Source organism: Enterobacter cancerogenus, from assembly GCF_019047785.1.
Taxonomy (GTDB): Bacteria; Pseudomonadota; Gammaproteobacteria; order Enterobacterales; family Enterobacteriaceae; genus Enterobacter; species Enterobacter cancerogenus.
In genome coordinates this window covers 2,714,333-2,734,745 of record NZ_CP077290.1, presented here as the reverse complement: position 1 = coordinate 2,734,745, position 20,413 = coordinate 2,714,333, and the positions used below count along the sequence as shown (strand labels likewise).

Below are 20,413 nucleotides of genomic sequence, written 5' to 3'. Positions count from 1 at the left end.
TCCGGATGGCCTCTTTACTTGTTTGATGCCTGGCAGTTCCCTACTCTCACATGGGGAGACCCCACACTACCATCGGCGCTACGGCGTTTCACTTCTGAGTTCGGCATGGGGTCAGGTGGGACCACCGCGCTAAAGCCGCCAGGCAAATTCTGTTAATCTGTATCAGAGCTGAAATTTGATTGTCTGTCTCTTCGCCGAAACAGCTTCGGCGTTGTAAGGTTAAGCCTCACGGTTCATTAGTATCGGTTAGCTCAACGCATCGCTGCGCTTACACACCCGACCTATCAACGTCGTCGTCTTCAACGTTCCTTCAGGAGACTTAAAGTCTCAGGGAGAACTCATCTCGGGGCAAGTTTCGTGCTTAGATGCTTTCAGCACTTATCTCTTCCGCATTTAGCTACCGGGCAGTGCCATTGGCATGACAACCCGAACACCAGTGATGCGTCCACTCCGGTCCTCTCGTACTAGGAGCAGCCCCCCTCAATTCTCCAGCGCCCACGGCAGATAGGGACCGAACTGTCTCACGACGTTCTAAACCCAGCTCGCGTACCACTTTAAATGGCGAACAGCCATACCCTTGGGACCTACTTCAGCCCCAGGATGTGATGAGCCGACATCGAGGTGCCAAACACCGCCGTCGATATGAACTCTTGGGCGGTATCAGCCTGTTATCCCCGGAGTACCTTTTATCCGTTGAGCGATGGCCCTTCCATTCAGAACCACCGGATCACTATGACCTGCTTTCGCACCTGCTCGAGCCGTCACTCTCGCAGTCAAGCTAGCTTATGCCATTGCACTAACCTCCTGATGTCCGACCAGGATTAGCTAACCTTCGTGCTCCTCCGTTACTCTTTGGGAGGAGACCGCCCCAGTCAAACTACCCACCAGACACTGTCCGCAACCCGGGTAACGGGTCCACGTTAGAACACCAGCCATTAAAGGGTGGTATTTCAAGGATGGCTCCACGCAGACTGGCGTCCACGCTTCAAAGCCTCCCACCTATCCTACACATCAAGGACCAGTGTTCAGTGTCAAGCTATAGTAAAGGTTCACGGGGTCTTTCCGTCTTGCCGCGGGTACACTGCATCTTCACAGCGAGTTCAATTTCACTGAGTCTCGGGTGGAGACAGCCTGGCCATCATTACGCCATTCGTGCAGGTCGGAACTTACCCGACAAGGAATTTCGCTACCTTAGGACCGTTATAGTTACGGCCGCCGTTTACCGGGGCTTCGATCAAGAGCTTCGCGTTGCCGCTAACCCCATCAATTAACCTTCCGGCACCGGGCAGGCGTCACACCGTATACGTCCACTTTCGTGTTTGCACAGTGCTGTGTTTTTAATAAACAGTTGCAGCCAGCTGGTATCTTCGACTGATTTCAGCTCCACCCGCAGGGGCTTCACCTACATATCAGCGTGCCTTCTCCCGAAGTTACGGCACCATTTTGCCTAGTTCCTTCACCCGAGTTCTCTCAAGCGCCTTGGTATTCTCTACCTGACCACCTGTGTCGGTTTGGGGTACGATTTCGTGTTACCTGATGCTTAGAGGCTTTTCCTGGAAGCAGGGCATTTGTTACTTCAGCACCGTAGTGCCTCGTCATCACACCTCAGCGTTAAAAGGTACCGGATTTACCTGGAACCTCCGCCTACATGCTTAAACCGGGACAACCGTCGCCCGGCTAACATAGCCTTCTCCGTCCCCCCTTCGCAGTAACACCAAGTACAGGAATATTAACCTGTTTCCCATCGACTACGCCTTTCGGCCTCGCCTTAGGGGTCGACTCACCCTGCCCCGATTAACGTTGGACAGGAACCCTTGGTCTTCCGGCGAGCGGGCTTTTCACCCGCTTTATCGTTACTTATGTCAGCATTCGCACTTCTGATACCTCCAGCATGCCTCACAGCACACCTTCAACGGCTTACAGAACGCTCCCCTACCCAACAACGCATAAGCGTCGCTGCCGCAGCTTCGGTGCATGGTTTAGCCCCGTTACATCTTCCGCGCAGGCCGACTCGACCAGTGAGCTATTACGCTTTCTTTAAATGATGGCTGCTTCTAAGCCAACATCCTGGCTGTCTGTGCCTTCCCACATCGTTTCCCACTTAACCATGACTTTGGGACCTTAGCTGGCGGTCTGGGTTGTTTCCCTCTTCACGACGGACGTTAGCACCCGCCGTGTGTCTCCCGTGATAACATTCTTCGGTATTCGTAGTTTGCATCGGGTTGGTAAGCCGGGATGGCCCCCTAGCCGAAACAGTGCTCTACCCCCGAAGATGAGTTCACGAGGCGCTACCTAAATAGCTTTCGGGGAGAACCAGCTATCTCCCGGTTTGATTGGCCTTTCACCCCCAGCCACAGGTCATCCGCTAATTTTTCAACATTAGTCGGTTCGGTCCTCCAGTTAGTGTTACCCAACCTTCAACCTGCCCATGGCTAGATCACCGGGTTTCGGGTCTATACCCTGCAACTTAACGCCCAGTTAAGACTCGGTTTCCCTTCGGCTCCCCTATACGGTTAACCTTGCTACAGAATATAAGTCGCTGACCCATTATACAAAAGGTACGCAGTCACCCCATAAAAGAGGCTCCCACTGCTTGTACGTACACGGTTTCAGGTTCTTTTTCACTCCCCTCGCCGGGGTTCTTTTCGCCTTTCCCTCACGGTACTGGTTCACTATCGGTCAGTCAGGAGTATTTAGCCTTGGAGGATGGTCCCCCCATATTCAGACAGGATACCACGTGTCCCGCCCTACTCTTCGAGTTCACAGCAAGTGTGCTTTCGTGTACGGGACTATCACCCTGTACCGTCGGACTTTCCAGACCGTTCCACTAACACACAAGCTGATTCAGACTCCGGGCTGCTCCCCGTTCGCTCGCCGCTACTGGGGGAATCTCGGTTGATTTCTTTTCCTCGGGGTACTTAGATGTTTCAGTTCCCCCGGTTCGCCTCGTTAACCTATGTATTCAGTTAAAGATAGTGCAACGGATTGCACTGGGTTTCCCCATTCGGACATCGACGGGTCAAAGGTTCATATCACCTCGCCGTCGCTTTTCGCAGATTAGCACGTCCTTCATCGCCTCTGACTGCCAGGGCATCCACCGTGTACGCTTAGTCGCTTAACCTCACAACCCGAAGATGTTTCTTTCGATTCACCCTCGACTTGCGAAAATTTGAGAGACTCGAACACACATTAACTGTGTGTCGTTTCAATTTTCAGCTTGATCCAGATTTTTAAAGAGCAAAACTTCGCAGTGCACCTTTTCAGGTTCACTCTGAAGTTTTCTTGTTTTCGCAGTAAAAGGATGGTGGAGCTATGCGGGATCGAACCGCAGACCTCCTGCGTGCAAGGCAGGCGCTCTCCCAGCTGAGCTATAACCCCATCGTAAACACTAATCTCTGTACCGCTCATCCTTCAAAAAGGAGTTTGGTAGGCCTGAGCGGACTTGAACCACCGACCTCACCCTTATCAGGGGTGCGCTCTAACCACCTGAGCTACAAGCCTGCAGAGATTTTTACTGCTGTATTTCATCAGACAATCTGTGTGAGCACTACAAAGGCAGGTTCTTTAAGGTAAGGAGGTGATCCAACCGCAGGTTCCCCTACGGTTACCTTGTTACGACTTCACCCCAGTCATGAATCACAAAGTGGTAAGCGCCCTCCCGAAGGTTAAGCTACCTACTTCTTTTGCAACCCACTCCCATGGTGTGACGGGCGGTGTGTACAAGGCCCGGGAACGTATTCACCGTAGCATTCTGATCTACGATTACTAGCGATTCCGACTTCATGGAGTCGAGTTGCAGACTCCAATCCGGACTACGACGCACTTTATGAGGTCCGCTTGCTCTCGCGAGGTCGCTTCTCTTTGTATGCGCCATTGTAGCACGTGTGTAGCCCTACTCGTAAGGGCCATGATGACTTGACGTCATCCCCACCTTCCTCCAGTTTATCACTGGCAGTCTCCTTTGAGTTCCCGGCCTAACCGCTGGCAACAAAGGATAAGGGTTGCGCTCGTTGCGGGACTTAACCCAACATTTCACAACACGAGCTGACGACAGCCATGCAGCACCTGTCTCAGAGTTCCCGAAGGCACCAAAGCATCTCTGCTAAGTTCTCTGGATGTCAAGAGTAGGTAAGGTTCTTCGCGTTGCATCGAATTAAACCACATGCTCCACCGCTTGTGCGGGCCCCCGTCAATTCATTTGAGTTTTAACCTTGCGGCCGTACTCCCCAGGCGGTCGACTTAACGCGTTAGCTCCGGAAGCCACGCCTCAAGGGCACAACCTCCAAGTCGACATCGTTTACGGCGTGGACTACCAGGGTATCTAATCCTGTTTGCTCCCCACGCTTTCGCACCTGAGCGTCAGTCTTTGTCCAGGGGGCCGCCTTCGCCACCGGTATTCCTCCAGATCTCTACGCATTTCACCGCTACACCTGGAATTCTACCCCCCTCTACAAGACTCTAGCCTGCCAGTTTCGAATGCAGTTCCCAGGTTGAGCCCGGGGATTTCACATCCGACTTGACAGACCGCCTGCGTGCGCTTTACGCCCAGTAATTCCGATTAACGCTTGCACCCTCCGTATTACCGCGGCTGCTGGCACGGAGTTAGCCGGTGCTTCTTCTGCGGGTAACGTCAATCGACAAGGTTATTAACCTTATCGCCTTCCTCCCCGCTGAAAGTACTTTACAACCCGAAGGCCTTCTTCATACACGCGGCATGGCTGCATCAGGCTTGCGCCCATTGTGCAATATTCCCCACTGCTGCCTCCCGTAGGAGTCTGGACCGTGTCTCAGTTCCAGTGTGGCTGGTCATCCTCTCAGACCAGCTAGGGATCGTCGCCTAGGTGAGCCGTTACCCCACCTACTAGCTAATCCCATCTGGGCACATCTGATGGCAAGAGGCCCGAAGGTCCCCCTCTTTGGTCTTGCGACGTTATGCGGTATTAGCTACCGTTTCCAGTAGTTATCCCCCTCCATCAGGCAGTTTCCCAGACATTACTCACCCGTCCGCCGCTCGTCACCCGAGAGCAAGCTCTCTGTGCTACCGCTCGACTTGCATGTGTTAGGCCTGCCGCCAGCGTTCAATCTGAGCCATGATCAAACTCTTCAATTTAAGTTTGATGCTCGTGAATTAAACTTCGTAATGAATTACGTATGTTCACTCAGAGACTTGGTATTCATTTTTCGTCTTGCGACGTTAAGAATCCATGTCACTTTGAGTGCCCACACAGATTGTCTGATAAATTGTTAAAGAGCAGTGCAACGCGGCTTTCGCTCACCGTTGCGAGGTCCCGTATAATACGTTTTCCTCATTCAGAGTCAAGCGTTTATTTTCGCTTTTCTCTGCCGGCGTTCATCGCTGAACCCCGCTAACCCGGCGGCCTGTAAGCCATTGTTCCGTGTCAGTGGAGGCGCATTATAGGGAGTTATTCTGAAGTGACAAGAGGAAATTTAAAAAAAGTTTTCGACCGTGTTTTTTTTCACCAATAGCGGTGAATCCAAGCTACAAATTGTTCTATTTGATGTATCTGCAACCACATTCACACTTCAGATGGCATAATTACCGGCATGAATAATTAAGGAATAAGAACGATGCCCTTAAGCGCACAGCAGCTGGCAGCACAAAAAAACTTATCGTATGTGCTGGCTGAAAAGCTGGCTCAGCTGATCTTAGCGGGCAAATATGCCCCTGGCTGCATCCTGCCGGGTGAAATGGAGCTGGGCGAACAGTTTGGCGTAAGCCGAACCGCCGTTCGCGAAGCGGTGAAAACGTTAACCGCAAAAGGAATGGTTCTCCCCCGTCCGCGAATCGGCACGCGCGTTATGCCTCAGAGTAACTGGAACTTCCTCGATCAAGAGCTTCTGTCATGGTGGATGACGGAAGACAATTTCCACCAGGTCGTGGATCATTTTCTGGTGATGCGCAGCAGCCTTGAGCCTCAGGCCTGTTTTCTTGCCGCCACGCTCGGCACTGCGGAGCAAAAAGCGCAGCTCAATACCTTAATGGAAGAGATGGTCTTCCTTAAAAAGCACTTCAATCGCGAGCGCTGGATAGAAGTCGATATGGCCTGGCATGAACATATTTACGCGATGAGCGCCAATCCGTTCCTGACCTCCTTTGCCTCATTATTCCACTCGGTGTACCACACCTACTTCACCTCGATTACCCAAAACGAAGTGGTGAAGCTCGATTTGCATCAGGCCATTGTCGATGCCATTCAGGATAGCGACGGGCCACGTGCCCTGAGCGCATGTCAGACGTTACTCGCCGCACCAGACCACCAGCAGGTAAATAAATGACAGAGAAAAAAGCGCGCAGTATGGCCGGGCTGCCGTGGATTGCAGCCATGGCGTTCTTTATGCAAGCGCTGGATGCCACCATCCTTAATACCGCGCTACCAGCCATTGCGCAAAGCCTTAACCGCTCTCCGCTGGCGATGCAGTCTGCCATCATTAGCTATACCTTAACCGTCGCCATGCTGATCCCGGTCAGCGGATGGCTGGCCGATCGCTTCGGTACCCGTAAAGTGTTCATGCTGGCGGTAACGCTGTTCACGCTCGGCTCTCTGGCCTGCGCGCTCTCCACCTCATTGACGGAGCTGGTTATCTTTCGCGTCCTTCAGGGGATAGGCGGGGCGATGATGATGCCCGTGGCGCGTCTGGCATTGCTACGCGCCTATCCGCGCAGCGAACTGCTGCCGGTTCTTAACTTCGTGACCATGCCGGGGCTGGTCGGCCCCATCCTGGGTCCGGTACTCGGCGGTGTGCTTGTCACCTGGGCGAGCTGGCACTGGATCTTCCTGATTAACATTCCGATTGGCGTGGCCGGCCTGCTGTATGCCCGAAAATACATGCCAAACTTCACCACGTCACGGCGCAGCTTCGACATGGGTGGTTTTTTCCTGTTTGGCCTGAGCCTGGTACTGTTCTCAAGCGGAATGGAACTGTTTGGCGAGAAAATCGTCGCGACATGGCTGGCGCTGTCCGTCATCCTCAGCGGTATTCTACTGTTCCTTCTTTATATACGTCATGCCCGTCGTCACCCGACGCCGCTGATCTCTCTGTCCCTCTTTAATACCCGCACCTTCTCGGTCGGCGTCGCAGGGAATATTGCCTCACGTCTGGGCACTGGATGCGTTCCGTTTTTAATGCCGCTGATGCTGCAGGTCGGTTTTGGCTACCCGGCGTTGATCGCCGGATGCATGATGGCTCCCACCGCGATGGGCTCGATTCTGGCGAAATCGACCGTCACGCAGGTGCTGCGCTGGTTTGGCTATCGTAAGACACTGGTTGGGGTGACGGTGTTTATCGGGCTGATGATTGCGCAGTTCTCGCTACAATCCGCCGCGCTGCCGGTCTGGATGCTGATCCTGCCGCTCTTTGTACTGGGAATGGCGATGTCGACGCAGTTCACCTCAATGAACACCATTACCCTTGCGGATCTGACTGACGAGAACGCGAGCAGCGGCAACAGCGTGCTGGCGGTGACCCAACAGCTGTCGATAAGCCTGGGGGTGGCCGTAAGTGCAGCCGTGCTGCGTTTTTATGAAGGCTTCGACGGCAGCAACACGGTGGAACAGTTCCACTATACCTTTATCACCATGGGCGCACTTACCGTCGTTTCGGCGCTGGTCTTTATGCTGCTAAAACCCAAAGATGGCCGCAACCTGATTAAAGAGCGCCACAAAACGAAGGCTAAACCGAACCGCGTTCCATCAGAACAGGAGTAAGCTGCAGGCGTTGCTGCTGCAGCGTGGGCTGCGCCATACGGTGGATTAAGACATCGATGGCCAGCTCGCCCAGCTCATCCTTTGGCTGATGAATCGTGGTCAGCGGCGGCGTCATGTAGCGCGCCAGTTCGATGTCATCGTAGCCAACGATCGCCATATCGTCCGGCACGCGCAATCCTGCCTGATAAAGCGCCTGATAGGCACCAAACGCCATCGCATCGTTACCGATAAATACCGCCTGCGGGCGCTCCGCTTGTGCCAGCAGCGTTTGCATTGCCTCGAAGCCGCCATTAAATTCGAAATCACCGGTGATCCGGTAGCCATCGGGTATGGCAAGCCCCGCCCGCTCCATTGCCGCGAGATACCCTTCCAGACGCAAACGCGCCGGGGTTTTATCCAGCGGACCGGTGATGCAGGCGATGCGGGTATAGCCTTTGTTGATCAGATGCTGAGTGGCCATATCGCCCCCCAGCAGGGAGTTATCCTGGATCAGATCGCTGGTGCCGTCGAACGGCGCCCAGTCCATCATCACCGTGGGAATGGACGGATAACGCTGGATAATCTCTTTCGACGGCTGGTGCGTCTCGGTACACAGCAGCAGTAGCCCGTCGACGCGTTTTTGCATCAACGTCTCCAGGTTACGGTTCATGCGCTGCTCGTCGCCTTCGGTATTGCACAGCACCAGGCTGTAGCCGCGTTCGAAGCAGCTGCGTTCAACGCCGCGCACGAGTTCAGAATAGAAAGGGTTGGTACTGGCCGTGATCAGCATACCAATAGTGCGCGTCTGGTTGAGCTTGAGGCTGCGCGCCAGCGCCGAAGGCGCATAGTTGAGATCTTTTACCGCCGCTTCGACTTTTTCCCGAATCGCCTCGCTGACGAAGCGATCGTTATTAATAACGTGGGAGACGGTCGACGTAGAAACGCCCGCCATGCGGGCGACATCTTTCATTGTGGCCAAGCGTTACCCCTGCTGACTTAAGAATTCATCGATCTCTTTGCGCCATGGAACGGAAGGCTGAGCGCCTTTACGCGTTACCGCGATGGCCGCAGCAGCATGCGCAAAACGAATCGCGTCATCCATTTGCGTGCCTTCCAGCAGCGCCGTTACCAGCGCACCGTTGAAGGTGTCTCCCGCCGCGATGGTATCAATCGCTTTAACCTTAAAGCCCGGCACGCGGCGGCCTTCACCGTTTACGCTTGCCCACACGCCGCGGCTGCCAAGGGTGATAATGACGGTACCAATGCCTTTATCATGCAGCGCTTTTGCTGCGCGCGCCGCATCATCATCATTTTCAACGCGGATGCCGGTCAGCTTTTCCGCTTCCGTTTCGTTGGGGGTGATGATATCCACCAGCGCCAGCAGTTCGTCTGATAATACACGGGCAGGCGCAGGGTTGAGTACGACAGAGGTATGATTTTCATGCGCAATTTTGGCCGCAGCCATTACGCTTTTTACCGGCGATTCAAGCTGCATCAGCAGCGCGTCGGCACTGGCGATCCGCTCCCGCTGCGCGTCCACCCGCTCAGGGGTCAGCGCGGCGTTAGCCCCCGCATGAATACCGATGACATTCTCCCCTTCCGCGTTGACGAAAATCAGCGCCACGCCGGTGGATTCCCCTTCAACGACGCTCACCGGTGCAATGTCGATGTTATCGCTTGCCAGCTGATGGCGTACGCGCTCGCCGGTGTCGTCATCGCCCGTGCAGGCAATAAAAGCGATATGCGCCCCGCTGCGTCCGGCGGCGACCGCCTGGTTTGCGCCTTTACCGCCGAACGCCACCTGGTACTGATTGCCGGTGACGGTTTCGCCCGGTGTCGGGAAAGATTCAAGGTTAAGAATGTGATCGGCATTGATACTGCCAAGGACGACGAGGTTGCCTGCGGTTTTCATGGTTGAGCTGTCCATCTGAGAGCGCCACCGGTGTGACCCGGTGGCGTATGCCACACTTTTCTTTTATTTGGTGTCCCTCAGGCAGCCAGCGACTGCCTGAATCGCCTTTTACTGCTTGATGACCAGCTTCAGGTCAACAGGATATTTGGCCTGAACTTTTTCGCCCTTCAGCACTTTATCAGCAGTCTGAACGCCAGTGGCGCCAATCTGCTCTGGCAGCTGAGCGATGGTCGCAGCCAGTTTGCCATCATTTACTGCTTTTTCACCATCCGGCGTGCCGTCAAATCCGACGACCATCACATCTGATTTACCTGCGGTCTGCAGCGCACGCAGCGCGCCCAGCGCCATTTCGTCGTTCTGAGCGAATACGGCCTGCACGTCAGGATGCGCGGTCAGCAGGTTCTGCATCACGTTCAGACCTTTCGTGCGGTCGAAGTCAGCAGGCTGGCTCGCCAGGACGTTAAATTTGTGCGCAGCAACGGCCTGCTGGAAGCCTTCGCCACGTTCACGCGCCGCAGACGTCCCCGCGATGCCCTGCAGTTCAATGACTTTCGCGCCATCACCGGCTTTCTTCGCGATGTAGTCACCGGCGATTTTGCCGCCCAGGACGTTATCGGAAGCAATGTGGCTGACCACGTCACCTTTAGAAGCCTGACGGTCCAGAGTGATCACCGGAATATTCGCCTGGTTAGCCATCTTCACGGCGTTGCCTACGGCGTCAGAATCGGTTGGGTTGATCAGCAGGATTTTGGTGCCACGAACGGTCAGGTCCTGAACGTTTGCCAGCTCTTTCGCCGGGTTGTTCTGAGAATCCAGCACCACCAGGTTGTAGCCCAGCTTGTCGGCTTCTTTCTGCGCGCCGTCCTTAAGAGAGACGAAGAACGGGTTATTCAGCGTGGAGATAACCAGCGCAATGGTGTCTTTCGCCATCGCGTTAGCACTTACGGTTGCGCTCAGCGCGACTGCAGAAACCAGGGTAGCCAGTTTTTTCATGTTCATATCTAAGATGTCCTGTAGTGTCGTCAGTTACTGTTTTTTGTTGTCTACCAGTACCGCCAGCAAAATCACCACTGCTTTGACGATCATCTGGTAATAGGAGGAAACACCTAATAAATTCAAACCATTATTCAGGAAACCGAGGATAAGCGCGCCGATCAATGTCCCAACAATGCGACCTTTCCCGCCCGCAAGGCTCGTTCCGCCCAGCACTACTGCCGCGATAGCATCCAGCTCATAACCCGTCCCCGCCGTCGGCTGAGCGGAAGAGAGGCGCGCCACTTCGATGATCCCCGCCAGAGAGGCCAGCAGGCCGCACAGGGAGTAGACGATAATTTTCACTTTATTGACGCTGATGCCTGACAGGCGCGTTGCCGCTTCGTTACCGCCCAGCGCATAGATATAACGGCCCAGGCGGGTGTGATGCAGCATGTACCACGCCGCCAGGAAAACGATGCCCATGATCCAGACCGGCGTCGGAATACCCAGCGGGCGACCAATACCGAACCAGCCAAACAGATCGGCATTATCCGTAAAGCCGGTATTCACCGGGCTGCCGTTGGTGTAAACCATCGTTACGCCGCGCAGCAGCAGCATCATGACCAGCGTGGCGATAAATGCCTGAACGCGGCCTTTCGCCACGATCACACCGGTTACCGCACCAATCGCCGCACCCGCAGCCAGTGCGGCAGCCACGGCCACCAGCGCGTTGACTTCAATCCCGACAATCGACGCGGCAATCGCCCCGGTGAGTGCTAGCAGGGAACCGACGGACAGGTCGATACCCGAGGTCAAAATCACCAGCGTCATCCCTACCGCCATGATGGCGTTTACGGAAGTCTGCTGAAGAATGTTGAACAGGTTATTAACGGTAAAAAAGTTCGGGCTCATGGTGGAGACAATGGCGATCAGCACCAGCAGAGCAATCAGCGATTTTTGTTCCAGCAGCCATGCCTTAGTGAAATAGCGGCGACCAGAAACGGCCTGGGTAGTCATCTTCTTACTCCTGATTCACGCGATTAAGCTTGCCCACAGCGGCAGCCATCAGAACTTCCTGGGTGGCCTGCTCGCGAGTGAATTCACCGCCGAGATGCCCTTCATGCATAACGATAATGCGATCGCTCATGCCTAAGACTTCTGGCATCTCGGAAGAGACCAGAATGATGCTCAGGCCGTCGGCTTTGAACTGGTTAATCAGCTGGTAGATCTCTTTCTTCGCGCCCACGTCTACGCCGCGGGTAGGCTCATCGAGGATCAGCACTTTCGGGCGCGTCATCAGCCCGCGGGCAATCGCCACCTTCTGCTGATTCCCGCCGGACAACAGGCCAATAGCCTGCTCCATCGACGGGGTTTTGACGTTAAACAGGCGGATAAAATCGCTCACCGCCTGCTGCTCGTCTTTGTGTTTGAGGCTGCCACCGCTATGGCTGAAATAGCGCAGCGCGGTCAGCGACATATTTTCTTTCACCGACATACCCAGCACTAAGCCGTCGCGCTTGCGGTCTTCGGAGATATAAACGATGCCGTTCGCCAGGCCATCCTGCGGAGAACGTGTCACCACTTCCCGCCCGTCGAGGGTTACGTAACCGCTGGTACGCGGCAGCGCGCCGTAGAGCACTTTCATCAGCTCGGTACGGCCCGCCCCCATCAGGCCCGCCACGCCCAGGATCTCGCCCTGACGCAGGGTAAAGGAGACGTCGTTCACGCCCGGCCCGCACAGGTTGTCCACCTTCAGGCGGATCTCACCCGGCAGTTTATCGAGATGCGGGTACTGATCTTCAAGCTTGCGGCCCACCATCATTTCGATCAGAGAATCTTCGGTCAGCGTGGCCACTTCCCGCTCGGCAATAAACTGCCCGTCACGGAAGACGGTCACGTCATCGCAAATCTCGAAGATCTCTTTCATGCGGTGGGAGATATAAACAATGCCGCGCCCCTGCGATTTCAGCTCGCGGATGACGCGGAACAGGGAGTCGGTTTCGGTATCGGTCAGGGCGTCGGTGGGTTCATCCATAATGATGACCTTCGACTCAAAGCTGAGTACCTTGGCGATTTCCACCATCTGCTGATCGCCAATGGAGAGGTCGCCCACCTGGCGGTCGCTCTTAAAGCGCAGGTTCAGCTTCGCCAGCAGCTTGTCCGCCTCGGCATACATGGTTTTCCAGTCGATTTTGCCGAACCGGTTAACAAACTCGCGGCCAAGGAAGATGTTCTCCGCAATGGTCAGCTGCGGGATCAGGTTCAGTTCCTGGTGGATAATGCCGATGCCCGCCTCCTGAGAGGATTTCGGGCCGGTGAACGTGGTCTCTTTACCCAGCCAGACCAGCGAGCCGGCATCGCGTTGGTAAATACCAGTCAGCACTTTCATCATGGTGGATTTGCCGGCACCGTTCTCGCCCACCAGCGCCATCACGCGCCCGGGGTAAACGTTCAGTGCCGCACCGGAGAGGGCTTTTACGCCCGGGAACGATTTATCGATCCCTTTGAGTTGCAGTAATGCGTCCATGATGGCCTCAGAACGTGACGCCAGCACAGAGAATGATATTCGCATACGGGGAACACTCCCCGCTGCGAATCACCGCCTGACTGTCTGCGGTTTGTTGTTTGAACTGCTCGTGTGTTGTGTAACGAATTTCTATGGTGTTTCCCTGGTGTTGTTGCAGTTGCTCAAGGTGGCTGAGCAACGTTTCGTGGAGTTGCGGATTATGGTGTTTAATTTCCGTCGCGAGAATGGCCGTCTCAACCTGCATCTCCGACGTCACCACATCCAGTACCTGCATAAACGAGGGCACGCCCTGCGTTAACGCCATATCAATACGGGTAGTGCTGCGCGGAACCGGTAAGCCTGCATCGCAAACCACCAGCGTATCGGTATGCCCAAGACGGGAAATAACCGACGAGATTTCTGAGTTGAGTACAGCGCCTTTCTTCATTTTCTTGCTCCACTAGCGAAACGTTTCGCTCTCATGAGTTTAATCCGAAGTGTGCTCAGAAAACCATCATGAGGTAACAGAATTGTGATCGACGTCGAAACGTTTCGCTAAGTGAAATGCTGAAAGAAAAAAAGCCCGGCGGCGCTTCGCTAGCATGGGCCTACAGGTTGAGTAGGTCGGGTAAGCGAAGCGCCGCCGGGCATTGCTGCGAGGATTAAATCTCGACTTGGGTTCCCAGCTCAATCACGCGGTTAGGCGGGATCTCAAACTGGTCAGGCGCGCGCAGGGCGTTACGCTGCAGGATGAGGTACAGCTTGCCGCGCAGGCGCAGATACCACGGACGTTTGCCGATAATCAGCGACTCGTGCGACATAAAGAACGATGTCTCCATCATGCGGCAGCTCAGCCCTTCCAGACCGCAGCGGTGGAATACCTCTTCCACGTTCGGTGTTTCGCGCCAGCCGTAGCTGGCCACCACGCGCCAGAAGGTAGGCGACAGCTGCTCAATCTGCACACGACGCACGTTATGAACGTACGGTGCATCTTCGGTACGCAGCGTCAGCAGGATCACCCGCTCGTGCAGCACTTTGTTGTGCTTAAGGTTATGCATCAGCGCAAACGGGATGACGTTCAGCGCGCGCGACATATACACCGCCGTGCCCGGCACGCGCACCGGCGGGGATTTCTCCAGCGAGGCTATCATCGCTTCCAGAGAGTTACCGTGCTCATGCATACGGCGCAGCAGGCGGAAGCGCTCGCTCTTCCACGTCGTCATCACGATAAACATCACCAGACCGAGCGTCAGCGGCAGCCAGCCGCCGGAAACGATCTTATCGAGGTTCGCCGAGAACAGCGGCACGTCGATACAAAGGAAGCCAATCAGGATCAGCGCCACAAGGAACTTGTTCCAGTGCCAGTTGCGGTACGCCACCGTGGTGGAGAGAATCGACGTCAGCACCATCGTCCCCGTTACGGCGATACCGTACGCCGCCGCCAGGTTGCTGGAGTGCTCGAAGCTGACGATAACAATCACCACCGCGAAGTAGAGCAGCCAGTTGATAAACGGAATGTAGATCTGCCCCGACTCCATTTCTGAGGTGTGGATAATGCGCATAGGGGAGAGATAGCCCAGGCGTACCGCCTGGCGGGTCAGGGAGAACACGCCAGAGATAACCGCCTGCGAGGCGATAACCGTCGCCAGGGTCGCGAGGATCAGCATCGGCACCAGCGCCCAGTCAGGGGCCAGCAGGAAGAACGGGTTTTTAATCGCTTCAGGATGTTCAAGCAGCAGCGCGCCCTGGCCGAAGTAGTTCAGCACCAGCGACGGCAGCACCACGGTGAACCACGCCACGCGGATAGGCAGTTTGCCGAAGTGGCCCATATCCGCATACAGCGCTTCCACGCCGGTAATAGAGAGCACCACAGCGCCCAGCGCAACGAAAGAGACGACCTTATATTCCATGAAGAAATGCACGGCCCACATCGGGTTCAGCGCGTGCAGAACGTCCGGGTTAGAGATTATGCTGCGTAAGCCCAGCGCGGCCAGAATCAGGAACCATGCCAGCATAATCGGCGCGAAGAGCTTGCCCACCAGCCCGGTACCGTGTTTTTGAATGGCGAAAAGCAGCGTCAGCACGATGATGGCAAGCGGAACGACCCATGAATCAAGCTGGGGAGCCACGATCTCCAGCCCTTCTATCGCCGACATCACCGAAATGGCGGGGGTAATCACGACCTCGCCATAAAAGAAGCTGCCGCCAATCAGGCCAATAATCACCAGCACCGACGTCATTCTGGGGGACGTGTTGCGCCCGGCAAGGGACATCAGGGTCAGAATACCGCCTTCACCCGCGTTATCTGCGCGCATAACGAAAGAGAGATACTTAACGGATACCACCAGGATCAGCAGCCAGAAGATGAGTGACAGGAAACCAAATACGGCTTCGCGCTCCACACCAAAACCAAACTGACCGGACAAACATTCACGAAGCGTATAGAGCGGGCTGGTGCCAATATCACCATAGACAACCCCGATCGCCGCAAGCGTTATTGCGGGTAATGATTGCTTTTTATCAGTGCTCATAGACTAGTCTTTTCGTTTATATAACAAATGTGTGCTTAGTCCCTTGGCCCACAAAAAGCGCACAGTATGCACGATTCATTAAAAAATCGTACCCCTAAATACAACCGCATTAATGTAGCGCAAAGAAAATTGCGCCGCACTTCAGTCTATTACCAGCCATGACTGAAACGTCTATACTCGCTTCAATTAGCCACCACGACGGCGAAAGGATGCAAAACTATTATGGCTCACTCACATTTAATAGCAGAAAGAATTTCCCGCCTCAGCAGCGCGCTGGAAAAAGGCCTTTACGAGCGTAGCCACGCCATTCGCCTCTGTTTGCTGGCCGCCCTGAGCGGGGAAAGCGTGTTTCTGCTTGGCCCACCGGGCATCGCCAAAAGCCTGATTGCCCGCCGGTTGAAATTTGCCTTTCAGAATGCCCGCGCGTTCGAATACCTGATGACCCGTTTTTCGACCCCGGAAGAGGTTTTTGGCCCCCTATCCATTCAGGCGCTGAAAGATGAGGGGCGCTATCAACGTCTGACGGAAGGTTATCTGCCAGAAGCCGAAATCGTGTTTCTCGATGAGATCTGGAAAGCCGGCCCGGCCATTCTGAACACCCTGCTGACCGCCATTAACGAACGCCGGTTCCGTAACGGGGCCAGCGAAGAGAAGATCCCGATGCGCCTGCTGGTGGCCGCGTCGAACGAACTTCCGGAAGCAGACAGCAGTCTGGAAGCGCTGTATGACCGCATGCTTATCCGCCTGTGGCTCGACAAGGTGCAGGATAAATCGAACTTCCGCTCCATGCTGGTGAGCCAGCAGGATGAAAATGAAAACCCGGTCGCGCCGGGGCTGCAGGTGTCCGACGAGGAGTATTACCAGTGGCAGGAAGATATCGGCAAAATCAAACTGCCTGACGCGGTGTTTGAGCTGATCTTCATGCTGCGCCAGCAGTTGGATTTGCTGCCCTCTGCGCCTTATGTCTCCGATCGCCGCTGGAAGAAGGCGATCCGCCTGCTGCAGGCCAGCGCGCTGTTCAGCGGACGCGATGCCGTGGCGCCAATCGATCTGATCCTGCTGAAAGACTGCCTGTGGCACGATGCGGAAGGGATGAACCTGATGCAGCAGCAGCTTGAAATATTGATGACCGGACACGCCTGGGGACAGCAGGCCATGCTCACCCAACTGGGCGCGATTACCCAGCGCCGCATCCAGCTACAGCAGCAGCAAAGCGATAAAACGGCGCTGAAGGTGAACCGCGCAGGCGGCATGTTCGCGCGTAAACCGCACTACGAACTGCCGACAACGCTCACCGACACGACGCTGACCCTGCTGCTTCAGCAGCCGCTTAAGCTCCACGATATGCAGGTGGTTCACGTTGCGATTGAGCGCGAGGCACTGTCGCTGTGGCTCGACAAAGGCGGCGAGATACGCGGCAAGCTCAACGGCATCGGGTTTGCGCAACCGCTTACGATGGAAGTGGATAGCAGCCAGCATCTGGTGATCCGCGATGTGAGCCTGCAAGGCTCGCGCCTTGCGCTACCGGGAACCGCTTCAGACAGCGTACCGGAAGAGATTAAGCAGCAGCTGGAGGCGCTGGATACCGAATGGCATCAGCAGCATACGCGCTTCAGCGAGCAGCAAAAGTGTCTCTTTATACATAGCGACTGGCTGGGCCGCATCGAAGCCAGCCTGCAGGACGTAAGCGCGCAGATCAAACAGGCGCGTCAATGCTAACGCTGGACACGCTTAACGTCATGCTGGCGGTCAGTGAGGAAGGGTTGATCGAGGAGGTGGTCATCACCCTGCTGGCTACGCCGCAGCTCGCAGCCTTCTTTGAAAAATTCCCCCGCCTTAAAAAGGCCATGACCGACGATCTGCCGCGCTGGCGCGACAACCTCCGGCAGCGTTTCAGGGAGACCGAAGTTCCGCCTGAGTTAACGGAGGAGGTCGCTGGCTATCAGCAGTGCCAGCGGCTCTCGACGCCGCAGTTTGTCGTCCAGCTTCCGCAAACCCTGGCCCTGCTCGACAAAGTGCATTCGCCGTTCGCCAGCCAGGCCCGGGCGCTGGTAATGGACAACGCCACCTTTACCCCGGCGTTGCATACCCTCTTTTTACAGCGCTGGCGGCTTAGCCTGGTGGTGCAAGCCACCACCCTCAACCAGCAGATGCTGGATGAAGAACGCGAACAGCTGCTCAGTGAAGTGCAGGAACGCATGACCCTGAGCGGTCAGCTTGAAGAGGTGCTGGTGGAAAATGAAAATTCCGCCGGGCGTCTGTGGGATATGAGCGCCGGGCAGCTCAGGCGCGGTGACTATCAGCTGATCGTGAAATACGGCGACTTTCTGGCGCAACAGCCGGAACTGATGAAACTCGCAGAACAGCTGGGCCGCTCGCGGGAGGCCAAATCCGTCCCAAAGAAAGATGCGCCGATGGAGACGTTTCGCACGCTGGTGCGTGAACCGGCGACCGTGCCGGAGCAGGTGGACGGGCTACAGCAAAGCGATGACATTTTACGCCTGTTGCCCACTGAGCTAAGCACGCTCGGGATGACCGAGCTGGAGTATGAGTTTTACCGGCGGCTGGTGGAGAAACAGCTCCTGACCTATCGGCTACATGGCGAAGCCTGGCGCGAAAAGATCAGCCAGCGTCCGGTGGTGCATCAGGATTTTGATGAACAGCCGCGCGGGCCGTTTATTGTGTGCGTCGATACTTCGGGCTCTATGGGCGGATTCAACGAACAGTGCGCAAAAGCGTTCTGCCTGGCTCTGATGCGCGTGGCGCTCGCCGACCGACGACGCTGTTTTATCATGCTTTTTTCCAGCGAAGTTGTCGGTTATGAACTGACAAACCAGCAGGGCCTTGAGCAGGCGATCCGCTTTTTAAGCCAGCGATTCCGCGGCGGCACCGATCTGGCGAGCTGTTTTCGCAGCATCGTCGAGCGTATGCAGGGCGGCGACTGGTACGACGCGGACGCCGTAGTCATTTCCGATTTTATTGCCCAGCGGCTGCCGGATGACGTGGTAAATAAGGTGAAGGAGTTACAGCGGGTGCATCAGCACCGGTTCCATGCCGTGGCGATGTCTGCACATGGAAAACCCGGCATCATGCGCATCTTCGATCATATCTGGCGCTTTGATACCGGGCTGCGTAGCCGCCTGCTGAGACGCTGGCGGCGCTAATTAAAGAAGAGAGCCGACGCTTTCACGTACCTGCTGCGACCAGACGCCACACTGCACCTGACCGATATGGTCCAGTTGCAGCAACAGCATGGTCAGACGGGACTGGCCAATTCCGCCGCCGATAGTCTGCGGCATTTCACCGCGCAGCAGCGCCTGGTGCCACTCCAGCTGCAGACGATCTTCATCTCCTGTGATAGCCAGCTGGCGCTTCAGCGCGTCGGCATCCACGCGGATCCCCATTGACGACAGCTCGAACGCATCTTCCAGAACGGGGTTCCAGACCAGAATATCGCCGTTCAGACCGGCAAATCCACTCTCACCGGCGGTGCTCCAGTCGTCGTAATCCGGCGCACGAACGTCGTGACGCTTGCCGTCGGACAGCTTGCCGCCAATCCCGATCAGGAACACGGCACCCAGCTCTTTCGCGATGGCGCGTTCACGGCCTTTGGCATCCAGATCCGGGAAGCGGGCCAGCAGATCCTGGCTGTGAACAAAGTGGATCGTTTCCGGCAGGAACGGTGCCAGACCAAACTCTTTGCTTACTGCCGCTTCGGTGGCTTTGATCCCGGCGTAGATCGCTTCAACGGTCGATTTCAGCGTACCAACGTGGCGTTCGCCATCCCCCATTACGCGCTCCCAGTCCCACTGGTCAACGTAGACCGAGTGGATCGGCGTCAGGCGGTCTTCATCGGGGCGAAGGGCTTTCATGTGCGTGTACAGCCCTTCGCCCGCGCTGAAGTCGTGCTGCCCCAAGGTTTGACGCTTCCACTTCGCCAGGGAGTGGACCACTTCGAAGCGGGCGTCTGGCAGTGTTTTCACTTTTACCTGTACCGCTTTTTCGCATCCAGACAGGTTATCCTGCGTCCCGTCACCCACGCGACTGAGGATCGGTGCCTGAACTTCAATCAGTCCAAGCTTATCTTCCAGCTGGCGTGAGAAATGGGATTTAACGAAACTGATCTGGCGTTGTTTTGCGATGTAAGCGGTTTTCATTATGTTTACTCCTGCGTCCTGTTGGTATTGATTAAGCAACAGAAAGGGCATCCAATACAATAACCCATCAACAAAAAGGCAGTTTCACTTTTGATTCATCAAAATAAGACGCTAGAATAGAGTGATTCACTAATCATCATAAGAAAAAGCGATGGAAAATTATCAGATCGACAATCTGGACCGCGGCATCCTCGAGGCCTTAATGGCCAATGCCCGCACCGCGTACGCCGAGCTGGCGAAACAGTTTGGCGTCAGCCCGGGGACCATTCACGTTCGCGTGGAGAAAATGAAACAGGCCGGGATCATCACCGGCGCACGCATTGACGTAAACCCTAAACAACTCGGCTACGACGTCTGCTGCTTTATTGGCATTATTCTCAAAAGTGCGAAGGACTATCCCTCCGCGCTGGAAAAGCTCAACGCGCTGGATGAGGTGACCGAAGCCTACTACACCACCGGACACTACAGCATTTTCATCAAGGTGATGTGCCGCTCTATTGATGCGCTCCAGCAGGTACTTATCAACAAGATCCAAACAATCGATGAAATTCAGTCCACCGAGACGCTGATCTCCCTGCAAAACCCGATCATGCGCACCATCCGCCCCTGATCGGGCAAATTCATTC

General features: G+C 55.5%; 13 protein-coding genes, 2 tRNA genes and 3 rRNA genes. 5 read left to right on the top strand and 13 right to left on the bottom strand.

The features are described 5' to 3' along the window. Positions 1-27: 27 nt before the first annotated feature. The 5 genes from rrf to I6L58_RS12875 all read right to left on the bottom strand — a co-directional run bounded on the left by rrf (position 28) and on the right by I6L58_RS12875 (position 5,110). A 5S ribosomal RNA gene (gene rrf / locus I6L58_RS12895) occupies positions 28-143 on the bottom strand. Between the two features lie 72 nt (positions 144-215). Next, positions 216-3,121 (bottom strand): 23S ribosomal RNA (locus tag I6L58_RS12890). Between the two features lie 181 nt (positions 3,122-3,302). Next, a tRNA-Ala gene (locus I6L58_RS12885) sits at positions 3,303-3,378 on the bottom strand. 46 nt (positions 3,379-3,424) lie between these two features. Continuing rightward, a tRNA-Ile gene (locus tag I6L58_RS12880) sits at positions 3,425-3,501 on the bottom strand. A gap of 69 nt (positions 3,502-3,570) precedes the next feature. Next, positions 3,571-5,110, bottom strand: a 16S ribosomal RNA gene (locus tag I6L58_RS12875). The 16S, 23S and 5S rRNA genes sit together here with 2 tRNA genes alongside, the layout of an rRNA operon. 479 nt (positions 5,111-5,589) lie before the next feature. Here I6L58_RS12875 and I6L58_RS12870 point away from each other — a divergent pair. Together I6L58_RS12870 and mdtD are read left to right on the top strand one after the other, a co-directional pair. Beyond that, the gene (locus tag I6L58_RS12870; protein WP_006177536.1) at positions 5,590-6,297 is read left to right on the top strand and encodes a FadR/GntR family transcriptional regulator; all 708 of its coding nucleotides are present in this window, start codon (positions 5,590-5,592) and stop codon (positions 6,295-6,297) included. Further along, positions 6,294-7,727, top strand: a complete 1,434-nt coding sequence (mdtD, locus tag I6L58_RS12865; protein WP_088208916.1) for a multidrug transporter subunit MdtD — start codon at positions 6,294-6,296, stop codon at positions 7,725-7,727. The genes I6L58_RS12870 and mdtD overlap by 4 nt, the downstream gene beginning before the upstream one ends. Here the strand turns inward: mdtD and rbsR are convergent. The 7 genes from rbsR to kup all read right to left on the bottom strand — a co-directional run bounded on the left by rbsR (position 7,693) and on the right by kup (position 15,630). Continuing rightward, positions 7,693-8,685 (bottom strand): ribose operon transcriptional repressor RbsR, encoded by a 993-nt coding sequence (gene rbsR, locus I6L58_RS12860; RefSeq protein ID WP_072208944.1) that lies wholly within the window; start codon positions 8,683-8,685, stop codon positions 7,693-7,695. The genes mdtD and rbsR overlap by 35 nt on opposite strands. A gap of 3 nt (positions 8,686-8,688) precedes the next feature. After that, positions 8,689-9,618 (bottom strand): ribokinase, encoded by a 930-nt coding sequence (gene rbsK / locus I6L58_RS12855; protein ID WP_088209048.1) that lies wholly within the window; start codon positions 9,616-9,618, stop codon positions 8,689-8,691. Between the two features lie 108 nt (positions 9,619-9,726). Beyond that, positions 9,727-10,617, bottom strand: coding sequence for a ribose ABC transporter substrate-binding protein RbsB (gene rbsB, locus I6L58_RS12850; RefSeq protein WP_006177540.1), 891 nt, complete (start codon positions 10,615-10,617; stop codon positions 9,727-9,729). Positions 10,618-10,644: 27 nt separating this feature from the next. Further along, positions 10,645-11,610, bottom strand: a complete 966-nt coding sequence (gene rbsC, locus I6L58_RS12845) for a ribose ABC transporter permease (RefSeq protein ID WP_006177541.1) — start codon at positions 11,608-11,610, stop codon at positions 10,645-10,647. A 4-nt stretch (positions 11,611-11,614) separates the two neighbouring features. After that, positions 11,615-13,120, bottom strand: coding sequence for a ribose ABC transporter ATP-binding protein RbsA (gene rbsA / locus I6L58_RS12840; protein WP_088208917.1), 1,506 nt, complete (start codon positions 13,118-13,120; stop codon positions 11,615-11,617). Positions 13,121-13,127: 7 nt separating this feature from the next. Then, positions 13,128-13,547: a D-ribose pyranase gene (gene rbsD / locus I6L58_RS12835; RefSeq protein WP_006177543.1), complete on the bottom strand. Its 420-nt coding sequence runs from the start codon at positions 13,545-13,547 to the stop codon at positions 13,128-13,130. A 214-nt stretch (positions 13,548-13,761) separates the two neighbouring features. Beyond that, positions 13,762-15,630, bottom strand: coding sequence for a low affinity potassium transporter Kup (gene kup / locus I6L58_RS12830; RefSeq protein WP_088208918.1), 1,869 nt, complete (start codon positions 15,628-15,630; stop codon positions 13,762-13,764). A gap of 222 nt (positions 15,631-15,852) precedes the next feature. Between kup and ravA the strand changes: the two genes are divergently transcribed. Beyond that, positions 15,853-17,349, top strand: coding sequence for an ATPase RavA (ravA, locus tag I6L58_RS12825; protein ID WP_088208919.1), 1,497 nt, complete (start codon positions 15,853-15,855; stop codon positions 17,347-17,349). After that, a complete protein-coding gene (gene viaA / locus I6L58_RS12820; protein ID WP_006177546.1) occupies positions 17,343-18,794 on the top strand; it encodes an ATPase RavA stimulator ViaA in 1,452 nt (483 codons plus the stop codon). Before ravA ends, viaA begins: the two co-directional genes overlap by 7 nt. Here viaA and asnA read toward each other — a convergent pair whose 3' ends face one another. Next, positions 18,795-19,787 carry an aspartate--ammonia ligase gene (gene asnA / locus I6L58_RS12815; RefSeq protein WP_088208920.1) on the bottom strand — a complete coding sequence of 331 codons (993 nt, stop codon included), beginning with the start codon at positions 19,785-19,787 and terminating at the stop codon, positions 18,795-18,797. A gap of 151 nt (positions 19,788-19,938) precedes the next feature. On the opposite strand from asnA, the gene asnC reads away from it, so the two are divergent. Next, positions 19,939-20,397, top strand: coding sequence for a transcriptional regulator AsnC (asnC, locus tag I6L58_RS12810; RefSeq protein ID WP_006177548.1), 459 nt, complete (start codon positions 19,939-19,941; stop codon positions 20,395-20,397). Positions 20,398-20,413 lie beyond the last annotated feature (16 nt).